16 protein-coding genes are annotated in these 18,578 nt (G+C 59.3%); 14 read left to right on the top strand and 2 right to left on the bottom strand.

What is annotated here, in order from left to right; all coding sequences use genetic code 11:
• The first annotated feature begins 1 nt into the window (after position 1).
• The 14 genes from sdhA (at position 2) to ACZ5A6_RS11645 (ending at position 16,343) form a co-directional block, all read left to right on the top strand.
• Positions 2 to 1,843: a succinate dehydrogenase flavoprotein subunit gene (gene sdhA / locus ACZ5A6_RS11710; protein WP_003516717.1), complete on the top strand. Its 1,842-nt coding sequence runs from the start codon at positions 2 to 4 to the stop codon at positions 1,841 to 1,843.
• Between the two features lie 15 nt (positions 1,844 to 1,858).
• The gene (locus tag ACZ5A6_RS11705; protein WP_003516718.1) at positions 1,859 to 2,638 is read left to right on the top strand and encodes a succinate dehydrogenase iron-sulfur subunit; all 780 of its coding nucleotides are present in this window, start codon (positions 1,859 to 1,861) and stop codon (positions 2,636 to 2,638) included.
• A gap of 205 nt (positions 2,639 to 2,843) precedes the next feature.
• The gene (locus ACZ5A6_RS11700; protein ID WP_003516719.1) at positions 2,844 to 3,386 is read left to right on the top strand and encodes a protease inhibitor Inh/omp19 family protein; all 543 of its coding nucleotides are present in this window, start codon (positions 2,844 to 2,846) and stop codon (positions 3,384 to 3,386) included.
• 87 nt (positions 3,387 to 3,473) lie between these two features.
• Positions 3,474 to 4,637 carry a cell division protein ZapE gene (gene zapE / locus ACZ5A6_RS11695; RefSeq protein WP_013636887.1) on the top strand — a complete coding sequence of 388 codons (1,164 nt, stop codon included), beginning with the start codon at positions 3,474 to 3,476 and terminating at the stop codon, positions 4,635 to 4,637.
• Positions 4,638 to 4,813: 176 nt separating this feature from the next.
• A complete protein-coding gene (gene mdh, locus ACZ5A6_RS11690; protein WP_003516723.1) occupies positions 4,814 to 5,776 on the top strand; it encodes a malate dehydrogenase in 963 nt (320 codons plus the stop codon).
• 131 nt (positions 5,777 to 5,907) lie between these two features.
• Positions 5,908 to 7,101 carry an ADP-forming succinate--CoA ligase subunit beta gene (gene sucC / locus ACZ5A6_RS11685; RefSeq protein ID WP_003516725.1) on the top strand — a complete coding sequence of 398 codons (1,194 nt, stop codon included), beginning with the start codon at positions 5,908 to 5,910 and terminating at the stop codon, positions 7,099 to 7,101.
• 17 nt (positions 7,102 to 7,118) lie between these two features.
• Positions 7,119 to 8,021, top strand: coding sequence for a succinate--CoA ligase subunit alpha (gene sucD / locus ACZ5A6_RS11680; protein WP_003516727.1), 903 nt, complete (start codon positions 7,119 to 7,121; stop codon positions 8,019 to 8,021).
• Positions 8,022 to 8,197: 176 nt separating this feature from the next.
• Positions 8,198 to 11,194, top strand: coding sequence for a 2-oxoglutarate dehydrogenase E1 component (locus ACZ5A6_RS11675; protein WP_003516728.1), 2,997 nt, complete (start codon positions 8,198 to 8,200; stop codon positions 11,192 to 11,194).
• 53 nt (positions 11,195 to 11,247) lie between these two features.
• Complete coding sequence (gene odhB, locus ACZ5A6_RS11670) at positions 11,248 to 12,480, top strand: 2-oxoglutarate dehydrogenase complex dihydrolipoyllysine-residue succinyltransferase (protein WP_112402900.1); 1,233 nt, start codon at positions 11,248 to 11,250, stop codon at positions 12,478 to 12,480.
• Between the two features lie 68 nt (positions 12,481 to 12,548).
• Entirely contained in the window at positions 12,549 to 12,962 is a 414-nt protein-coding gene (locus ACZ5A6_RS11665; protein WP_003516731.1) for an MAPEG family protein, read from the top strand.
• A gap of 14 nt (positions 12,963 to 12,976) precedes the next feature.
• Complete coding sequence (locus tag ACZ5A6_RS11660; protein ID WP_019566053.1) at positions 12,977 to 13,621, top strand: LysE family translocator; 645 nt, start codon at positions 12,977 to 12,979, stop codon at positions 13,619 to 13,621.
• Between the two features lie 64 nt (positions 13,622 to 13,685).
• Positions 13,686 to 15,092, top strand: a complete 1,407-nt coding sequence (gene lpdA, locus ACZ5A6_RS11655; protein ID WP_019566054.1) for a dihydrolipoyl dehydrogenase — start codon at positions 13,686 to 13,688, stop codon at positions 15,090 to 15,092.
• A gap of 112 nt (positions 15,093 to 15,204) precedes the next feature.
• Positions 15,205 to 15,705 (top strand): cytochrome b, encoded by a 501-nt coding sequence (locus ACZ5A6_RS11650; protein WP_174060527.1) that lies wholly within the window; start codon positions 15,205 to 15,207, stop codon positions 15,703 to 15,705.
• Positions 15,706 to 15,872: 167 nt separating this feature from the next.
• Positions 15,873 to 16,343 (top strand): DUF2867 domain-containing protein, encoded by a 471-nt coding sequence (locus ACZ5A6_RS11645; RefSeq protein ID WP_013636882.1) that lies wholly within the window; start codon positions 15,873 to 15,875, stop codon positions 16,341 to 16,343.
• On the opposite strand, the gene ACZ5A6_RS11640 is transcribed toward ACZ5A6_RS11645, so the two are convergent.
• On the bottom strand, positions 16,344 to 17,438 hold the full coding sequence (locus tag ACZ5A6_RS11640; RefSeq protein WP_174060526.1) for a TraB/GumN family protein: 1,095 nt from the start codon (positions 17,436 to 17,438) through the stop codon (positions 16,344 to 16,346). It lies immediately after the preceding gene.
• Positions 17,439 to 17,518: 80 nt separating this feature from the next.
• On the bottom strand, positions 17,519 to 18,466 hold the full coding sequence (locus ACZ5A6_RS11635; protein ID WP_174060525.1) for a tyrosine recombinase XerC: 948 nt from the start codon (positions 18,464 to 18,466) through the stop codon (positions 17,519 to 17,521).
• Between the last annotated feature and the right edge of the window lie 112 nt (positions 18,467 to 18,578).

The raw sequence follows: 18,578 nt of genomic DNA, 5'->3' as shown, positions 1-18,578 counted from the left end.
CATGGCATCGATCAGTTCACCTTCCCAGAATGGCAAGGCTTACACCTACGTCGATCACTCCTATGACGTGATCGTGGTGGGCGCCGGCGGCGCGGGTCTGCGCGCAACGCTCGGCATGGCGGAACAGGGGTTCCGCACGGCCTGCATCACCAAGGTTTTCCCGACGCGCTCCCACACGGTCGCGGCGCAGGGCGGTATCGCCGCTTCTCTCACCAACATGACGCCCGACTGTTGGCAGTGGCACCTTTACGACACCGTAAAGGGCTCCGACTGGCTGGGCGACGTCGACGCGATGCAATATCTCGCCATGGAAGCGCCAAAGGCGGTCTATGAGCTGGAGCATTACGGCGTGCCCTTCTCGCGTAATGCCGAAGGCAAGATCTACCAGCGCCCGTTTGGCGGCCATATGCAGAACTACGGCGAAGGCCCGCCGGTACAGCGCACCTGCGCCGCTGCCGACCGTACTGGCCACGCCATTCTGCACACGCTTTATGGCCAGTCGCTGCGCAACAATGCGGAATTCTTCATCGAATATTTCGCGCTCGACCTCATTATGGCGCCCGATGGCCGCTGCACCGGCGTCGTGGCGTGGAACCTCGATGACGGCACGATCCATCGCTTCTCCGCCAAGATGGTGGTGCTGGCGACCGGTGGTTACGGCCGCGCCTATTTCTCGGCAACGTCTGCCCATACCTGCACCGGCGACGGCGGCGGTATGATCGCACGTGCCGGCCTGCCGCTTCAGGATATGGAATTCGTTCAGTTCCACCCGACCGGCATTTACGGCGCGGGCTGCCTGATCACCGAAGGCGCGCGCGGCGAGGGCGGTTATCTCGTCAACTCCGAAGGCGAGCGCTTCATGGAGCGTTATGCTCCTTCGGCGAAGGACCTTGCTTCGCGTGACGTGGTGTCTCGCTGCATGACCATGGAAATCCGCGAGGGTCGTGGCGTCGGCAAGAACAAGGACCACATCTTCCTGCATCTCGATCACCTTGATCCGGCGATCCTGCACGAGCGTCTTCCGGGCATTTCCGAAAGTGCCAAGATTTTCGCCGGCGTTGACGTGACGCGCGAGCCGATCCCGGTCCTGCCGACCGTTCACTACAATATGGGCGGCATTCCGACCAACTATTGGGGCGAAGTGCTGAACGCCAACGCCGAGAACCCGGAACGCATCGCTCCCGGCCTGATGGCCGTTGGCGAAGCCGGTTGCGCCTCGGTTCACGGCGCGAACCGCCTCGGCTCCAACTCGCTGATCGACCTTGTGGTCTTCGGCCGCGCTGCCGCCATCCGTGCAGCCCAGGTCATCGACCGCGATTCGCCGGTTCCGGCTCTCGACACGGCTGCCTGCGACAAGATCATGGATCGCTTCGACAGCCTGCGTTATGCCAACGGCTCGACGCCGACGGCGGTGCTGCGTGACAAGATGCAGCGCGCCATGCAGGACGATGCCGCCGTATTCCGCACACAGGAATCGCTGGAAAGCGGTTGCCAGCGCATTTCCGCCATCTGGAAGGAACTGCCTGACGTCAAGGTTACCGACCGGTCGATGGTCTGGAACTCCGATCTGGTGGAAACGCTCGAGCTGCACAATCTGATGGCCAACGCGATCACCACGGTCTATGGCGCGGAAGCGCGCAAGGAAAGCCGCGGTTCGCATGCCCGTGAGGATTTCGTCGATGGTCCGTTCGGCGGTCGCGACGACGTGAACTGGCGCAAGCACACGCTTGCCTGGGTCAGCCCTGAAGGTGATGTCAAGCTCGACTACCGCCCTGTTCACACCGACCTGATCGCCGACGGCATCGATCCGAAAAAGATCGAGCCGAAGGCTCGCGTCTACTGATTTGAGGAACTGGATATGGTTGAACTCGCTCTCCCCAAGAATTCCCAGATCAGCGAAGGCAAAGTCTGGCCGAAGCCGGATGGTGCCAAGAACGTTCGCGAATACCGGATCTATCGCTGGAACCCGGATGATGGCCAGAACCCGCGCATCGATACCTATTATATCGATATCGACGATTGCGGGCCGATGGTTCTCGATGCGCTGCTGTACATCAAGAACAATATCGACCCGACGCTGACGCTGCGCCGCTCCTGCCGTGAAGGCATTTGCGGTTCCTGCGCTATGAACATCGACGGCACCAACACGCTCGCCTGCACCAAGGGCATGGAAGAGATCAAGGGAACGGTGAAGGTCTATCCGCTGCCGCATATGCCAGTGGTGAAGGACCTCGTTCCGGACCTGTCGAACTTCTACGCGCAGCACCGCTCCATCGAGCCGTGGCTGAAGACGGTTTCGCCGACGCCTGCCAAGGAATGGAAGCAGAGCCATGAGGACCGCCTGAAGCTCGACGGTCTCTACGAGTGCATTCTGTGCGCCTGCTGCTCCACTTCCTGTCCCAGCTACTGGTGGAACGGCGACCGTTACCTCGGCCCCGCCGTTCTGCTGCAGGCCTATCGCTGGCTGATCGACAGCCGCGACGAAGCAACCGGCGAACGTCTTGATGATCTCGAAGATCCGTTCCGTCTTTATCGCTGCCACACCATCATGAACTGCGCGCAGGCTTGCCCGAAGGGTCTCAACCCGGCCAAGGCGATCGCGGAAATCAAGAAGATGATGGTCGAGCGTCGCGTCTGAAGACGATTCGTTTGGACAGAAAATCTATCGGGCCGCGGTTTGGACCGCGGCCCTTTTTTACAACCGGGCGCGGGAAATTTCGGTAAAAATCGACCGAAATGGTAATTATCCCAGCCATCGCTTGCGCAAGATAAGGCTTTGGTAATAATTCAGCCTTCTTGTTTGATCATGGTCTTTCCGGAAGCGAGAGAATCGGGAGCTTGATATGCAATTCAGATATGTGGTGACGGGTCTTGCGGTTGTAATGAGCCTGGCCGGTTGCCAACGTACCTCCTACGATTACAACAACAACACCAGCAACAATCCCGGTTATACGCCGCCGTTGCAAGCACAGCCGGTTCCCTCCGTTCAGTCTGGCGCCCTGCCGCCACCCGGTGGTGCTTCCGGCAGTCAGTTCCCGTCAGCACCCGCTTCTGCGACGCCTGGCGGCACTGATATGGCGTCTGCCGCTCCGCCGACAACGGCGCTTGATGTCACCAAGGAATCCATGGTTGGCAACTGGCGCGTTTCCAATGGCGGCGCCAATTGCGACATGTTCCTGACGCTTACCAATCTCGGCAGCGGTTCTCGTGGCGGCACGCGTGGCTGCTCCGGCGAACTCACGGCGATGGGGTCCTGGGAAGTGTCCGGCAAGATGGTCCTCTTCAAGAACCGTTCCGGCGATACGATCGGCCGCGTCTACAAGAGCGCCGATGCGCGCTTTGACGGCACGACGAATAGCGGCCAGCCGCTGAGCCTCAGCCGATAGAGCATCTCCGGTGCATCCGGATCGCCTCGCCTGTTTCAAGCCATTCCATTCGTCGCGGGCGTCCGTCCGCGACCGGGGCGCTTTTCCATGAAGCCATTGCCTGACTACAACCATAGTGTCGTTGAACAGCTCAACGCATTGACGGCAGCTGGCACCTTGCAGGCGGATGCCGCACAACGCGGCGTTGCGGCCCACCTCGACCGTATCCTTGCCGATTTGAAAGCGCGCAAACCCGCCAGGAAAAAAAGCGCACTCGGCTGGATGTTCGCTCGCAAGGCTGGCCCTGCCGCCTTCGTCAAGGGACTGTATGTCCATGGCAGCGTTGGACGCGGCAAGACGATGCTGATGGACATGTTCTACGAGATGGCGCCCGTCTCTTCCAAAAGGCGCTGCCATTTTCACGAATTCATGGCTGATGTCCATAATCGCGTGCACGCGCATCGGCAGAAGCTCAAGAATGGCGAAACCAAGCAGGCCGATCCCATTCCTCCAGTGGCAGCCCAGCTTCTGGCGGAAGCGGAGCTTCTTTGCTTCGATGAGTTCACCGTCACGGATATTGCCGATGCGATGATCCTCGCCCGGCTTTTCAGCGAGCTTTTTGCCAATGGCTGCACATTGGTAACAACGTCCAATGTTGTGCCCGACAATCTTTACAAGGACGGGCTTAATCGCGGCCTGTTTCTGCCCTTCGTCGATTTGCTGAAGAAGCATGTGGAAGTGGTGACGCTGGACAGTCCCACCGATTACCGCATGGAAAAGCTGGAAAGCCTGCCGGTTTATGTCACGCCACTCGACGGTGCGGCGGATCAGGCGATGGATATGGCCTGGCGGCACATGACCGGTGGCCATCTTGTCGCGCCAACTGAAATACCGATGAAGGGCCGCTCCATTCTGGTGCCGCGCGCCAGCGGCCGTGTGGCCCGCTTTTCCTTCTCCGACCTTTGCGAAAAGCCGCTCGGCGCTTCTGATTTTCTCGCGATAGCCAATCGTTTCGATACAGTCTTCATCGACCACATCCCGTTTCTCAATGCCGACAAACGGAACGAAACCAAGCGTTTTATCATTCTCATAGACGCGCTGTACGATCACAGCGTCCGCCTCTTCGCCTCCGCTGCGGCCATGCCCGAAGACCTGCTCGGCAAGCGCAAGGGCACCGAAGGTTTCGAGTTCGATCGCACCGCCTCGCGCCTGTTTGAGATGCGCAGTGCAGATTATCTGGTGCTCCACCATGAAAAACGGCAGAAAGTTTGACACTTTCGTGACGCATTCTCTTACGTTTACGTAAGAAAATAATGATCTAAACGATTGAAAATATTCATGCCAAAAGAATCTGTTGCCAATTTTGGTCAATGGGGCTAATCGAAGTGCGACAATTTGGCTGCCGGTGGCGTGGTGAAATTGAATTGAAGCTCTAGAGGAAGCATTCGATGGCTCGCAAAAAGATTGCACTTATTGGTTCTGGCATGATCGGCGGCACGCTGGCGCATCTCGCCAGCCTGAAGGAACTGGGCGATATCGTCCTCTTCGATATTGCCGACGGCATCCCGCAGGGCAAAGGTCTGGATATTGCCCAGTCCGGACCGGTTGAAGGTTTCAATGCCAAGCTCACTGGCGCGTCCGACTACGCTGCCATCGAAGGCGCTGATGTCTGCATCGTCACCGCAGGCGTCGCCCGCAAGCCCGGCATGAGCCGCGACGATCTTCTCGGCATCAATCTCAAGGTCATGGAGCAGGTCGGCGCCGGCATCAAGAAATATGCCCCGAACGCTTTCGTCATCTGCATCACCAACCCGCTGGACGCCATGGTCTGGGCGCTTCAGAAGTTTTCCGGTCTTCCGAAGAACAAGGTCGTCGGCATGGCCGGCGTTCTCGACAGCGCTCGCTTCCGCCTGTTCCTCGCCGAAGAGTTCAACGTTTCGGTTCAGGACGTAACGGCATTCGTTCTCGGCGGCCACGGCGATACGATGGTGCCTTTGGCGCGTTACTCCACCGTTGGCGGCATTCCGCTGACCGATCTCGTCAAGATGGGCTGGCTCACCGCCGAGCGTCTCGAAGAGATCATCCAGCGCACCCGCGACGGCGGTGCGGAAATCGTCGGCCTGCTGAAGACCGGCTCGGCCTATTACGCGCCAGCCGCTTCGGCGATCGAAATGGCTGAATCCTACCTCAAGGACAAGAAGCGCGTTCTGCCCGCGGCTGCCCATCTGTCGGGCCAGTACGGCGTGGACGATATGTATGTCGGCGTGCCCACCATCATCGGCGCCGGTGGTATCGAGCGCATCATCGAGATCGAGCTGAACAAGGATGAAGAAGCCGCCTTCCAGAAGTCCGTCGGCGCTGTTGCCGGTCTCTGCGAAGCCTGCATCAACATCGCTCCGTCGCTGAAGTAATAGCCTGACGCATCGGCGCAAAACCGGATTGGATTTTTGCAAGGCACGATGCGTAGATTCAACAGCTTGAAGCGCCCTGCGTCAGATAAGGATGCCGGGCGCTTCAAGCGGCTCCAAACAGGGATTATTCCATGAATATTCACGAATATCAGGCCAAGGCTCTTCTGAAGGGCTATGGTGCGCCGGTCGCTGAAGGCGTCGCCATCCTCAAGGTTGAAGAAGCCGAAGCCGCCGCAAAGCAGCTTCCCGGCCCGCTCTACGTCGTCAAGAGCCAGATTCACGCCGGCGGCCGCGGCAAGGGCAAGTTCAAGGAACTCGGCCCCGACGCCAAGGGTGGCGTTCGTCTCGCAAAGACGATCGAAGAAGTCGTTTCCCACTCCAAGGATATGCTCGGCAACACGCTGGTAACGGCGCAGACGGGCGATGCCGGCAAGCAGGTCAACCGCCTTTACATCGAAGACGGTGCGGATATCGCTCGCGAGCTTTACTGCTCGCTGCTGGTCGATCGCTCGGTCGGTCGCGTTGCTTTCGTGGTTTCCACCGAAGGCGGCATGGATATCGAAGCTGTTGCCCACGACACGCCCGAGAAGATCCACACCATCGCCATCGACCCGGAAAAGGGTGTGAGCGACGCTGACGTTGCCGCGATCTCCAAGGCGCTCGAGCTTGAGGGTGTTGCTGCGGAAGACGCTAAGGCGCTGTTCCCGATCCTCTACAAGGCCTTCAACGAGAAGGACATGGCTCTCCTCGAGGTTAACCCGCTGATCGTCATGGAAAACGGTCATCTGCGCGTTCTCGATGCCAAGATGTCCTTCGACGGCAACGCGCTGTTCCGCCATGACGACGTCAAGGCGCTGCGCGACGAGACCGAAGAAGACGCCAAGGAAATCGAAGCCTCCAAGTGGGACCTCGCTTACGTTGCGCTCGATGGCAACATCGGCTGCATGGTCAATGGTGCCGGTCTCGCCATGGCGACGATGGACATCATCAAGCTTTACGGCAAGGAGCCGGCAAACTTCTGTGACGTCGGCGGCGGCGCCGGCAAGGAGAAGGTTGCTGCAGCTTTCAAGATCATCACTGCTGACCCGAAGGTCGAGGGTATCCTCGTCAACATCTTCGGCGGCATCATGAAGTGCGACGTCATCGCCGAAGGTGTTATCGCCGCGGTGAAGGAAGTCGGTTTGCAGGTTCCGCTCGTTGTTCGCCTCGAAGGCACCAACGTCGAACTTGGCAAGAAGCTCCTGAACGAATCGGGCCTTGCGATTACGGCTGCTGACGACCTGGACGACGCAGCCAAGAAGATCGTCGCGGCGATCAACGGCTAATTGAGGGACCGGAAATAATGTCTATTCTTGTTAATAAAGACACCAAGATCCTCGTTCAGGGTCTGACCGGCAAGACCGGTACCTTCCACACCGAACAGGCGCTTGCTTATTACGGCACGCAGATGGTTGGTGGTATTCACCCGAAGAAGGGTGGCGAAACCTGGACCGGCTCCAAGGGCGAAAGCCTGCCGATCTTCGCAACGGTTGCCGAAGCCAAGGAAAAGACCGGTGCAGACGCATCCGTGATCTATGTTCCGCCGGCAGGTGCAGCCGACGCCATCATCGAAGCCATCGAGGCTGAGATCCCCTTCATCACCTGCATCACCGAAGGTATTCCGGTGATGGACATGGTGCGCGTCAAGGCTCGCCTCGACCGTTCGAACTCGCGCCTGCTCGGCCCCAACTGCCCGGGCATCATGACGCCTGAAGAATGCAAGATCGGCATCATGCCGGGCTCGATCTTCCGCAAGGGTTCGGTCGGTATCGTTTCGCGCTCCGGCACGCTGACCTATGAAGCCGTATTCCAGACATCCAACGAAGGCCTCGGCCAGACGACGGCTGTCGGCATCGGCGGCGACCCGGTCAAGGGCACCGAGTTCATCGACGTCCTGGAAATGTTCCTGGCCGACGAAGCCACGCAGTCGATCATCATGATCGGCGAAATCGGCGGTTCGGCTGAAGAAGATGCGGCACAGTTCCTGATCGACGAAGCCAAGAAGGGCCGCAAGAAGCCGATGGCTGGCTTTATCGCGGGCCGTACGGCTCCGAAGGGCCGCACCATGGGCCACGCCGGCGCTGTCGTTTCCGGCGGCAAGGGCGATGCGGAATCGAAGATCGCGGCAATGGAAGCTGCAGGCATCAAGGTATCGCCTTCCCCGGCGCGCCTCGGCAAGACGCTGGTTGAAGTCCTCAAGGGCTGAGACCACATGAGACCGGTAACGGGCGGTGCGGCTCTAACGCCACGCTGCCCGAAGCCGCAAAGAACGACAGACAGACGGCATACCGCCCCGGCGGCAGACAGCAATAATCAAGCGGCAGGCCGATAAACGGCCCTAACGGCATCGAGGAGGCGGACGGACAAGTCCGCAAGAACACAATGGCAAGGCAAGAAGCGAACGAGCAGTTTCAGATCACGTCGTTTCTGGACGGCGCGAATGCAGCCTATATCGAGCAGCTCTATGCCCGGTACGAAGAGGATCCCTCTTCCGTGTCGCCGGAGTGGCAGAGCTTCTTCAAGGCGTTGTCCGACAATCCGGAAGACGTGAAGAAGGCAGCCAAGGGCGCCTCCTGGAAGCGCGCCAACTGGCCGATCCCGGCAAACGGCGACCTGGTATCCGCGCTTGATGGCAACTGGGCTACGGTCGAGAAGGCCATCGAGAAGAAGGTTCAGGCGAAGGCCGAGGCCAAGAGCGCCGATACCGGCAAGGCCGTCAGCCCGGCCGAAGTGCTTCAGGCGACCCGTGACAGCGTCCGCGCCATCATGATGATCCGCGCCTACCGCATGCGTGGCCATCTGCACGCCAAGCTCGACCCGCTCGGCATCGCCAGCGCCGTTGAGGACTATAACGAGCTTTCGCCGAAGTCCTATGGCTTCGAGGAAAGCGACTACGACCGCAAGATTTTCATCGATAACGTCCTCGGTCTCGAATACGCGACCGTGCGCGAAATGGTCGACATTCTCGAGCGCACCTATTGCTCGACGCTCGGCGTCGAATTCATGCATATGTCCAACCCGGAAGAAAAGGGCTGGATCCAGGAACGCATCGAAGGTCCCGACAAGGGTGTGGACTTCACGCCGGAAGGCAAGAAGGCGATTCTGTCCAAGCTCGTCGAAGCCGAAGGCTACGAGCAGTTCCTCGACGTGCGTTTCAAGGGTACGAAGCGTTTCGGCCTCGATGGTGGTGAATCGCTGATCCCGGCACTTGAGCAGATCATCAAGCGCGGCGGCCAGGACGGTCTGGAAGAAGTCGTGCTCGGCATGGCTCACCGCGGCCGCCTGAACGTTCTGACCAACGTGATGGGCAAGCCGCACCGCGCCGTGTTCCACGAGTTCAAGGGCGGTTCGTTCAAGCCTGATGACGTCGAAGGTTCCGGTGACGTGAAGTACCATCTCGGTGCCTCCTCAGACCGCGAATTCGACGGCAACAAGGTTCACCTCTCGCTGACGGCCAACCCGTCGCACCTTGAAATCGTCAACCCTGTCGTCATGGGCAAGGCCCGCGCCAAGCAGGACCAGCTTGCCAAGACATGGGACGGTGACATCATTCCGCTGTCGGAACGCGCCAAGGTGCTGCCGCTCCTGTTGCACGGCGATGCCGCTTTTGCGGGTCAGGGCGTGGTAGCCGAAATTCTCGGCCTCTCCGGCCTGCGCGGTCACCGCGTTGCCGGTACCATGCACTTCATCATCAACAACCAGATCGGCTTCACGACGAACCCGGCCTTCTCGCGCTCGTCGCCCTATCCGTCCGACGTTGCCAAGATGATCGAGGCGCCGATCTTCCACGTTAACGGTGATGATCCGGAAGCGGTGGTTTATGCGGCAAAGGTTGCAACCGAATACCGCATGAAGTTCCACAAGCCTGTCGTCATCGACATGTTCTGTTACCGTCGCTTCGGCCATAACGAAGGCGACGAGCCTGCGTTCACGCAGCCGAAGATGTACAAGGTCATCCGTGGCCACAAGACTGTCGCCCGCATCTATGCCGACCGCCTGATTGCGGAAGGCCTGATCACCGAAGGCGATTTCGAGAAGATCAAGGCCGATTGGCGCGCCCATCTCGAGCAGGAGTTCGAGGCAGGCCAGTCCTACAAGCCGAACAAGGCCGACTGGCTGGATGGTCAGTGGTCCGGTCTGCGCGCCGCCGACAATGCCGATGAGCAGCGTCGTGGCAAGACCGGCGTGCCGATGAAGCAGCTGAAGGAAATCGGCAAGAAGCTGTCGACCATTCCGGAAGGCTTCAGCGCACACCGCACAATCCAGCGCTTCATGGAAAACCGTGCTCAGATGGTCGAGACTGGCGAGGGGCTGGACTGGGCGATGGCTGAGGCTCTGGCCTTCGGTTCGCTGGTCGTAGACGGCCACAAGATCCGTCTGTCCGGTCAGGATTGCGAACGCGGCACCTTCTCGCAGCGCCACTCGGTTCTCTATGATCAGGAGACAGAAGAGCGTTACATCCCGCTTGCCAATCTTTCGCCGACGCAGGCCCGTTACGAAGTCATCAACTCGATGCTTTCGGAAGAAGCGGTTCTCGGTTTCGAATATGGCTATTCGCTTGCCCGCCCGAATGCACTGACGCTCTGGGAAGCCCAGTTCGGCGACTTCGCCAACGGCGCCCAGGTGGTGTTCGACCAGTTTATCTCTTCGGGTGAACGCAAGTGGCTGCGCATGTCCGGTCTCGTCTGCCTCCTTCCGCATGGTTATGAAGGTCAGGGTCCGGAACATTCGTCCGCCCGTCTGGAACGCTGGTTGCAGATGTGCGCCGAGGACAACATGCAGGTTGCCAACGTTACGACGCCGGCTAACTACTTCCATATCCTGCGCCGCCAGATGAAGCGTGACTTCCGCAAGCCGCTCATCCTGATGACGCCGAAGTCCCTGCTGCGTCACAAGCGCGCCACCTCGTCGCTTGCGGAGCTTGCAGGCGAATCCTCCTTCCACCGTCTCCTGTGGGACGATGCGGAGGTCATCAAGGATGGTCCGATCAAGCTGCAGAAGGATTCGAAGATCCGCCGCGTCGTCATGTGCACGGGCAAGGTCTATTACGATCTGCTCGAGGAGCGTGAAAAGCGCGGTATTGACGACATCTACCTGCTGCGTGTCGAACAGCTCTATCCGTTCCCGGCCAAGGCGCTCATCAACGAGCTTTCCCGTTTCCGTAACGCGGAAATGGTCTGGTGCCAGGAAGAGCCGAAGAACATGGGTGCGTGGTCGTTCATCGATCCCTACCTTGAATGGGTTCTGGCGCATATCGACGCCAAGTACCAGAAGGTCCGTTACACGGGCCGTCCGGCTGCCGCCTCTCCGGCGACCGGCCTGATGTCCAAGCATCTGGCGCAGCTTGCTGCGTTCCTGGAAGACGCGCTGGGAGAGTGAGAACTCTCCCGCATCGCCCCGCAAAAAAGACACCCGAATAACGGAACTAGATCATGGCCACTGAAATCCGCGTACCAACCCTCGGCGAATCCGTCAGCGAAGCGACCGTCGGCACCTGGTTCAAGAAGGTCGGCGATACCGTCAAGGCCGACGAACCTCTCGTTGAACTCGAAACCGACAAGGTTACCGTCGAAGTTCCGGCGCCCGCCTCCGGCGTGCTGACCGAAATCGTCGTGCAGAACGGCGAAACCGTCGGTCTCGACGCCCTTCTCGGCCAGATCGCCGAAGGTGCCGTCGGCGCTGCAACTTCTGCACCCGCGGCAAAGCCTGCTGCGCCTGCTGCTGCACCGGCACCTGCCGCAGCCGTGGCCGCCGCTCCTGCTGGCAGCGCCATGCCGCCGGCACCTGCCGCCGGTAAGCTGCTTGCTGAAAACAACCTTTCCGCCGATCAGGTCGACGGTTCGGGCAAGCGTGGCCAGGTTCTGAAGGGCGACGTTCTCGCCGCTGTTGCCAAGGGTGTTTCGGCACCTGCCGCCGCTCCGGTCGCTGCTGCTGCTCCCCGTCCGGTTTCGGCCGAGCAGGATCAGGTTCGCGAAGAGCGCGTCAAGATGACCCGCCTGCGCCAGACGATTGCACGTCGCCTCAAGGATGCACAGAACACGGCCGCCATGCTGACCACCTATAACGAGGTGGACATGAGCGCCGTCATGGATCTGCGCAACCGCTACAAGGACGTTTTCGAGAAGAAGCACGGCGTCAAACTCGGCTTTATGGGCTTCTTCACCAAGGCCGTGACCCACGCGCTGAAGGAACTGCCCGCCGTCAACGCTGAAATCGACGGCACGGACATCATCTACAAGAACTATTGTCACGTCGGCATGGCTGTCGGCACCGACAAGGGTCTCGTCGTTCCGGTCATTCGCGATGCCGACCAGCTCTCCATCGCTGGTGTCGAAAAGGAACTCGGCCGTCTCGCCAAGGCAGCGCGCGACGGTTCGCTCGGCATGGCCGACATGCAGGGCGGCACCTTCACCATCACCAATGGTGGCGTCTACGGCTCGCTGATGTCCTCGCCGATCCTCAATGCGCCGCAGTCGGGCATCCTCGGCATGCACAAGATCCAGGAGCGTCCGGTCGCCATCGGTGGTCAGGTCGTCATCCGTCCGATGATGTATCTTGCGCTCTCCTACGATCACCGTATCGTTGACGGCAAGGAAGCCGTGACCTTCCTCGTTCGCGTCAAGGAAAGCCTCGAAGATCCGGAACGTCTGGTTCTCGATCTCTGATCGGTCTTGCTTTTCGTTTCAGCGGGGTTTCAAGTCGATCCCGCTGAAATGCCATCAGGAGAGCGAAAGTGCAGCCGACATTTCTTGCCGCGTCACCCTTTTTGCCGCTGATCGGGCTCAGCGTCCTGCTGCTGGCCGCCCACATTGCGCTGCAGGGAATGACGGCAACGCGTGAATTCGGGCTGGACTGGAATGCCGGTCCGCGGGATGCTGAAAAGAAGCCGGAGGGCAGGGTTGCCGGACGCGCCGCGCGTGCCTCGGCGAATTTTCGCGAGACCTATCCCGCTTTCATCGCGCTCGCCTTCGGTGTCATCATGGCTGGCGATCCGTCCGGGCTGGCCTTCACCGGCGCTTTGATCTGGCTGATCTGCCGGGTGGTCTATATTCCACTTTATCTCGCTGGTGTGCCCTATATCCGCTCGCTGGTCTGGCTCGGTTCGATGCTCGGTCTTGGGCTGATGCTTTTCGTGTTGATGTTTTAGAGGTTGATTTTCCCATGCATCAGTATCTGATCGAACTTGCATCCCTGATGGCGATCTTCTTTTTCGCGATCGTTTCTCCCGGCGCCGATCTGGCGATGGTCATGCGTCAGGCCATGGTGCATGGGCGCAAGCAGGCCATCATCACCAGCTTCGGTGTTGGCACATCCCTGATGTTCCACGTCACCTATACGATCCTTGGACTTGGTCTCATCATTTCCCAGTCGATCTATCTCTTCAACATCGTCAAGTGGTTGGGTGTTGCCTATCTGATCTATATCGGCATCAGGGCGCTGCGCGCAGGCAAGACCGAATTGCCGGCTGCGGAAGGCGAAGATGGTGTTCGGGCAAGAAGCGGCCAGACTGCATTGAAGGCGTTCACGCTCGGTTTTGCCGCCAACGCGCTCAACCCCAAACCGGTGTTTTTCTTCCTGTCGATCTTTTCGACGGTGGTTCACGCGCATACGCCTGTTGGCATCAAGTTCGGATATGGGCTCGTCATGGCAAGCTGCCTTATCCTGTGGTTCGTCGGCGTCAGCCTGTTCATGACGACGCCTCGCATGCGCGCAGCTTTTCAGCGCGCCAGCCAATGGATCGACCGCACCAGTGGCGTGGTCTTCATCGCTCTCGGTATAAAACTCGCAACGGAAAAAGCGGCCTGAGTTTCAGGTCAAACGGAAGCAGGGCGGTTAAAAATCCTGCCCGCAATCAATCAGGAACAGAAACATGGCATATGATGTAGTGGTAATCGGTACGGGTCCCGGCGGTTATGTTTGCGCGGTCAAGGCGGCACAGCTTGGCTTGAAGGTCGCAGTGATCGAAAAGCGCGCGACCTATGGCGGCACCTGCCTCAATGTCGGCTGCATTCCTTCCAAGGCATTGCTGCACGCTTCCGAAACCTTCGCGCATGTGGCCCATGGCGTTGATACGCTTGGTATCGAAGTCGCCGCTCCGAAGCTGAACCTCGAGAAGATGATGGGGCACAAGGACAGCGTGGTGAAAGCCAATGTCGACGGCGTTGCCTTCCTGTTCAAGAAGAACAAGATCGATGCCTTCCAGGGCACGGGCAAGGTTGTATCCGCCGGCAAGGTCTCCGTCACCAACGACAAGGGCGAGAGCCAGGAAATCGAAGCCAAGAACATCGTCATCGCCACCGGTTCTGATGTTGCTGGTATTCCCGGCGTCCAGGTGGATATCGATGAAAGCGTCATCGTTTCCTCCACCGGCGCGATTGCGCTCTCCAAGGTTCCGGAAAAGCTCATCGTGGTGGGCGGCGGTGTCATCGGCCTCGAGCTTGGTTCGGTCTGGTCGCGTCTTGGCGCGAAGGTCACCGTCGTCGAATATCTCGACACCATTCTCGGCGGCATGGATAGCGAAGTCTCCAAGCAGGCTCAGCGTCTGCTCGCCAAGCAGGGTCTCGATTTCAAGCTCGGTGCCAAGGTGACGGGCGTTGAAAAGACGGGAACCGGCGCAAAGGTGGTGTTCGAGCCGGTCAAGGGTGGCGCGGCTGAAACGCTGGAAGCCAACGTTGTGCTGATCTCCACCGGTCGCAAGCCCTACACCGAGGGTCTCGGTCTTGCGGAAGCCGGTGTCGTGCTCGACAGCCGCGGCCGTGTCGAAATCGACGGCCACTTCAAGACCAATGTGGATGGCATCTACGCCATCGGCGACGTGGTGAAGGGCCCGATGCTGGCACATAAGGCGGAAGACGAGGGCGTCGCTCTTGCGGAAATTCTCGCCGGCCAGCGCGGCCATGTGAACTACGATGTCATTCCGGCCGTGGTCTATACGCAGCCGGAAGTCGCTTCCGTCGGCAAGACGGAAGAAGAACTTAAGGCCGCTGGTGTCGCCTACAAGGTCGGCAAGTTCCCCTTCACCGCCAATGGTCGCGCCCGCGCCATGCAGGTGACTGATGGGTTCGTGAAGATCCTCGCTGACAAGGAAACCGACCGGGTTCTCGGCGGCCATATCGTTGGTTTCGGCGCTGGCGAAATGATCCACGAGATCACCGTGCTAATGGAATTCGGTGGTTCCTCGGAAGATCTCGGCCGTACCTGCCATGCGCATCCGACCATGTCGGAAGCGGTGAAGGAAGCGGCGCTGGCAACTTTCTTCAAGCCGATCCATATGTGATTGTAGCCAATATTAAATTTCAGCCATGAATGGAACCCCGGCTTGCAATGCAGGCCGGGGTTCAGCATAGTTACGCCATAGCCTGTCTAACCTTTTGATAAAAGGCAATAAAATGGCGTCCTCCACTCAAGTTTCCTTCTCCGTTCCGCAGCGTAGCCTTCACTGGACGATGGCGCTTCTGATCTTTTTCAACCTGTTGTTTCCGGACGGCATGGCCCATGCGTATCGGTTGATGCGGCGGGGTGAAACGCTGACGCCGGACCAGATCTCCTCGGCCAATATTCACGCGTATGTCGGCTTTGCCGTCCTGTCCCTTGCGGTTCTGCGCCTCTGTCTGCGGTTTTTCCAGGGTGTGCCGCCGCATCCCGCCAATGAACCGCGCGCTTCTCAAATCGCCGCGAAGGTCGCGCATTTCACCTTTTACGCGCTGTTTTTTGCCCTGCCATTGTCGGGCATTGCGGCCTATTATTTCGGCGCGCGAGTAGCAGGAGAATTGCATTCCGGGCCGTTCAAGGGGCTGATGTGGGTGTTGATCGCCGGCCACGTCGCCGCAGTTCTGGTTCATCAGTTCTACTGGCGCACCAATGTTCTGAAGCGTATGACGCACGGCTAACGCATTCCCGCTTTTCCGAAAGCGAAAACGCTCTATCTCTTTGTCTCTTCGTATTTTCTGAAGCTAAACCCGCTCGAATTGCCATTAGCGGCGGTTTGTCACGTTCCCGGATGATTGGAAATAGTGATGATGAGCCTCGCCACACAAGGGGGCAATGAGGTTATGGGATGCGGGATAGCGAAGACATATTGCCGGGCGCGGACTGGCGGGATTGCTTTGAAGGAGAGATGGTGACGGCCGCATCGAGTTCCCTCGATGTGAGCAGACTTCTCCTCGATCATCCTCCGGCATGGATCAGCGGCCTTATGGCGCTTCGAAACCGTCTCGTATCGCTTTTCGGTCTCAGAACGGTCGAGCTGGCGGCGGGTACTTCGGCGGGCGGATTTCCCGTGCTGTCGTCTACTGCGGACCGGACCGTGCTCGGCTTCGACGACAACCATCTCGATTTCCGTATCGTCGTCGATGTGGAACAGGAGCCTGGTCGGCAGATCGTGAAGGTCACTACTATCGTCCGGCGCAAGAACCTGTTCGGGCGTCTCTATCTTTTCGTCGTCGGGCCGTTTCATCGTCGCATCGTGCCGGCGACGATGCGGCCGTTTTGCGCCAATGTCCGCCCCGTCAAGGCCGGAGACGAGTGATCAGTCGACCCGTGTGAGGGTAAAGCCCTGCGCACGCAGGAGTTCAATTACGCCTTCTTCGCCCGGCAGGTGCAAAGCGCCGACGGCCATGAAGACATTGCCTTTGGCAAGCTCAGGGGCCGATCGCTCCGCCATGACGTGGTTGCGATCGGTGATGATGCGTTGCTCGAAGGCGGCGTAGCCCTGGTCATTTTCAGACGCTTTCTTGGGATCGATGCTCTTCAGCATGGGCATGGTCATGCCGATATCACCGCTGACATAAAGATCGGTCATGGTCGTCATGATGTCGTCCATGCGGTCGCCCAATTCGAGCGTTTCGATCAGCGCTTGCAGATGAAATTCCATTGGCAGCTCAGACATGGCCGTAAGCTGCTCCACCATAGTCTCCAGCCCGACAAGATGCTTTCCATCCGCGACCGCATCTTCAGCGAGCTTCTTATCAAGGAAAGACAGGCCAGTGGCCTTGCGGGCAAATTCGCAGGCGGGAAGGGCGACGAAACTCGACAGCATCCATGGCTTCATGCGCGAAACGGCACTCAGCGGAATGCCGCGCTCCTTAAGACCCTTTTCAAGGCGTGCGACATTTTCGGGTGACAGGATGTCGGTGATCGACTTGCCATCCAGAAACATGGTGAGGTCGGGTCTTGTCAGCAGCGATGCGGCAATTTTCTTGTCATCGACGATTTCGTCCGATTCCACGATGACCGTCGCGGCTTTTTCAAACGCGGGTGTTGCGGCGGCTGGCATGCCGAGAACACGTGGATCGGTGACATGCATGGTGCCGAGAAGAAAGGACGGCGCCGTTCCAGCTTTTTCGATGCGCCAGAAGTTGCCCTTGCCGTTCGGGATAGCTGCCGCTTCCTGTTCGATCTTCGCGAAGCCCCGCGGGTCGCTTTTGCGCATCTCCACGAGAATATCGCTGCCCGTGCAGCTTATCTCCTGTTCGGCGGCTTGCGCCTCACCCAACGATAGCAACGTTGCGAAGAGGATTGCGACAGCAGTGACGTGCAGCGCGGCGAGCAACCAGAGCAGGGTGTCGCCGGTCTTGCCCATCAGGGTGGCGGTGAGATTTTGTGGCTTTATCAGGCTTTGCATAGGTACCATCCGGTTCTAGTCCACTTATAGAACGGCGGCTTGGACGTCTGATTAATGACTATGGTTAAGCATTTCCTGCTTCATGCGCGCGGGTGGGCATTATCGTAGATTTCAAGCAATCTTGCGGTATCGACGCCGGTATAGATCTGCGTGGTGGAGAGGCTGGCATGGCCGAGCAGTTCCTGAATGGTGCGCAGGTCGCCGCCGCCGGCCAGCAGATGGGTGGCGAAAGAGTGGCGCAGCGCATGCGGTGTGGCGTTTTCCGGCAGGCCGAAAGCGCCACGCAACTTCTGCATCTCGCGCTGGATGATGGCAGGTTGCAGCTTGCCGCCGCGCGCGCCGAGGAATAGCGGCTGGTCGGCAGCCAGATGATAGGGGCAGAGCTTTTTGTAGGCCTCAACCGCTTCCGTTACCACCGCCAGCAAAGGCACCATCCGGGTCTTGTTGCCTTTGCCGGTGATGCGAAGGCTGCGGGCGTCGGGCGTGAAATCGGCCGGAGCCAGCCCGAGCGCCTCGGAGATGCGAAGACCGCAGCCATAAAGAAGCGAGAGAACCGCAGCGTTTCGGGCGGCAATCCACGGCTCTTCATTCAATTGCGCCTCGGTGGTGGTTATTTTCAGCGCCTGCCGGTCCGTCAGCGGTTTCGGCAGAGATTTCGGCTGTTTCGGCGAGCGCATGGCGGTGGCCCCGGCCGCATTCACCATACCTTTCTTTTGCAGATAGTGGAGAAAGGAACGCAGGCCCGCCAGATGTCGCCCCAGCGAGCGTGCGCCGGCGCCTTCCCTGCGACGACTGGCCAGAAAGGCGCGAAGATCGACCGGGCGCAGATCGGCGATATCGGCGATTGAAGCTGGCTTGCCGATGTAACCGGTGAGGAATGTCAAAAACTGGCGAGTGTCGCGCTCGTAGGCCTCGACGGTATTGTCCGCAAGGCGGCGTTCACCGGCAATCGCGGCAAGCCAGGATTGGCGCTCGTTCAAGAGATCGGGTGTGGCAAAAGTCAGAATTTCGGTCACGGGGCGCTCCATTCCTCTCCCAACGCTATGCCCTTATGGTCAGTATTTGGTTAAGGCTCGCGCCTGGGCTTCGCATCTGGCGTGGACTTTACCGGGGTCAGCCATTACATCCGGGCGGTTTCCT

Source organism: Agrobacterium sp. 6Ca8 (assembly GCF_055382765.1).
Note: the sequence above shows the minus strand (reverse complement) of the source record. Positions and strands in the feature narration are given on the sequence as shown.

Excerpts from the sequence above, each read along its gene's own strand:
- sdhA (WP_003516717.1), top strand. The coding sequence starts at position 2 with ATGGCATCGATCAGTTCACCTTCCCAGAATGGCAAGGCTTACACCTAC.
- ACZ5A6_RS11705 (WP_003516718.1), top strand. The coding sequence starts at position 1,859 with ATGGTTGAACTCGCTCTCCCCAAGAATTCCCAGATCAGCGAAGGCAAA.
- ACZ5A6_RS11700 (WP_003516719.1), top strand. The coding sequence starts at position 2,844 with ATGCAATTCAGATATGTGGTGACGGGTCTTGCGGTTGTAATGAGCCTG.
- zapE (WP_013636887.1), top strand. The coding sequence starts at position 3,474 with ATGAAGCCATTGCCTGACTACAACCATAGTGTCGTTGAACAGCTCAAC.
- mdh (WP_003516723.1), top strand. The coding sequence starts at position 4,814 with ATGGCTCGCAAAAAGATTGCACTTATTGGTTCTGGCATGATCGGCGGC.
- sucC (WP_003516725.1), top strand. The coding sequence starts at position 5,908 with ATGAATATTCACGAATATCAGGCCAAGGCTCTTCTGAAGGGCTATGGT.
- sucD (WP_003516727.1), top strand. The coding sequence starts at position 7,119 with ATGTCTATTCTTGTTAATAAAGACACCAAGATCCTCGTTCAGGGTCTG.
- ACZ5A6_RS11675 (WP_003516728.1), top strand. The coding sequence starts at position 8,198 with ATGGCAAGGCAAGAAGCGAACGAGCAGTTTCAGATCACGTCGTTTCTG.
- odhB (WP_112402900.1), top strand. The coding sequence starts at position 11,248 with ATGGCCACTGAAATCCGCGTACCAACCCTCGGCGAATCCGTCAGCGAA.
- ACZ5A6_RS11660 (WP_019566053.1), top strand. The coding sequence starts at position 12,977 with ATGCATCAGTATCTGATCGAACTTGCATCCCTGATGGCGATCTTCTTT.
- lpdA (WP_019566054.1), top strand. The coding sequence starts at position 13,686 with ATGGCATATGATGTAGTGGTAATCGGTACGGGTCCCGGCGGTTATGTT.
- ACZ5A6_RS11650 (WP_174060527.1), top strand. The coding sequence starts at position 15,205 with ATGGCGTCCTCCACTCAAGTTTCCTTCTCCGTTCCGCAGCGTAGCCTT.
- ACZ5A6_RS11645 (WP_013636882.1), top strand. The coding sequence starts at position 15,873 with ATGCGGGATAGCGAAGACATATTGCCGGGCGCGGACTGGCGGGATTGC.
- ACZ5A6_RS11640 (WP_174060526.1), bottom strand. The coding sequence starts at position 17,438 with ATGCAAAGCCTGATAAAGCCACAAAATCTCACCGCCACCCTGATGGGC.
- ACZ5A6_RS11635 (WP_174060525.1), bottom strand. The coding sequence starts at position 18,466 with ATGGAGCGCCCCGTGACCGAAATTCTGACTTTTGCCACACCCGATCTC.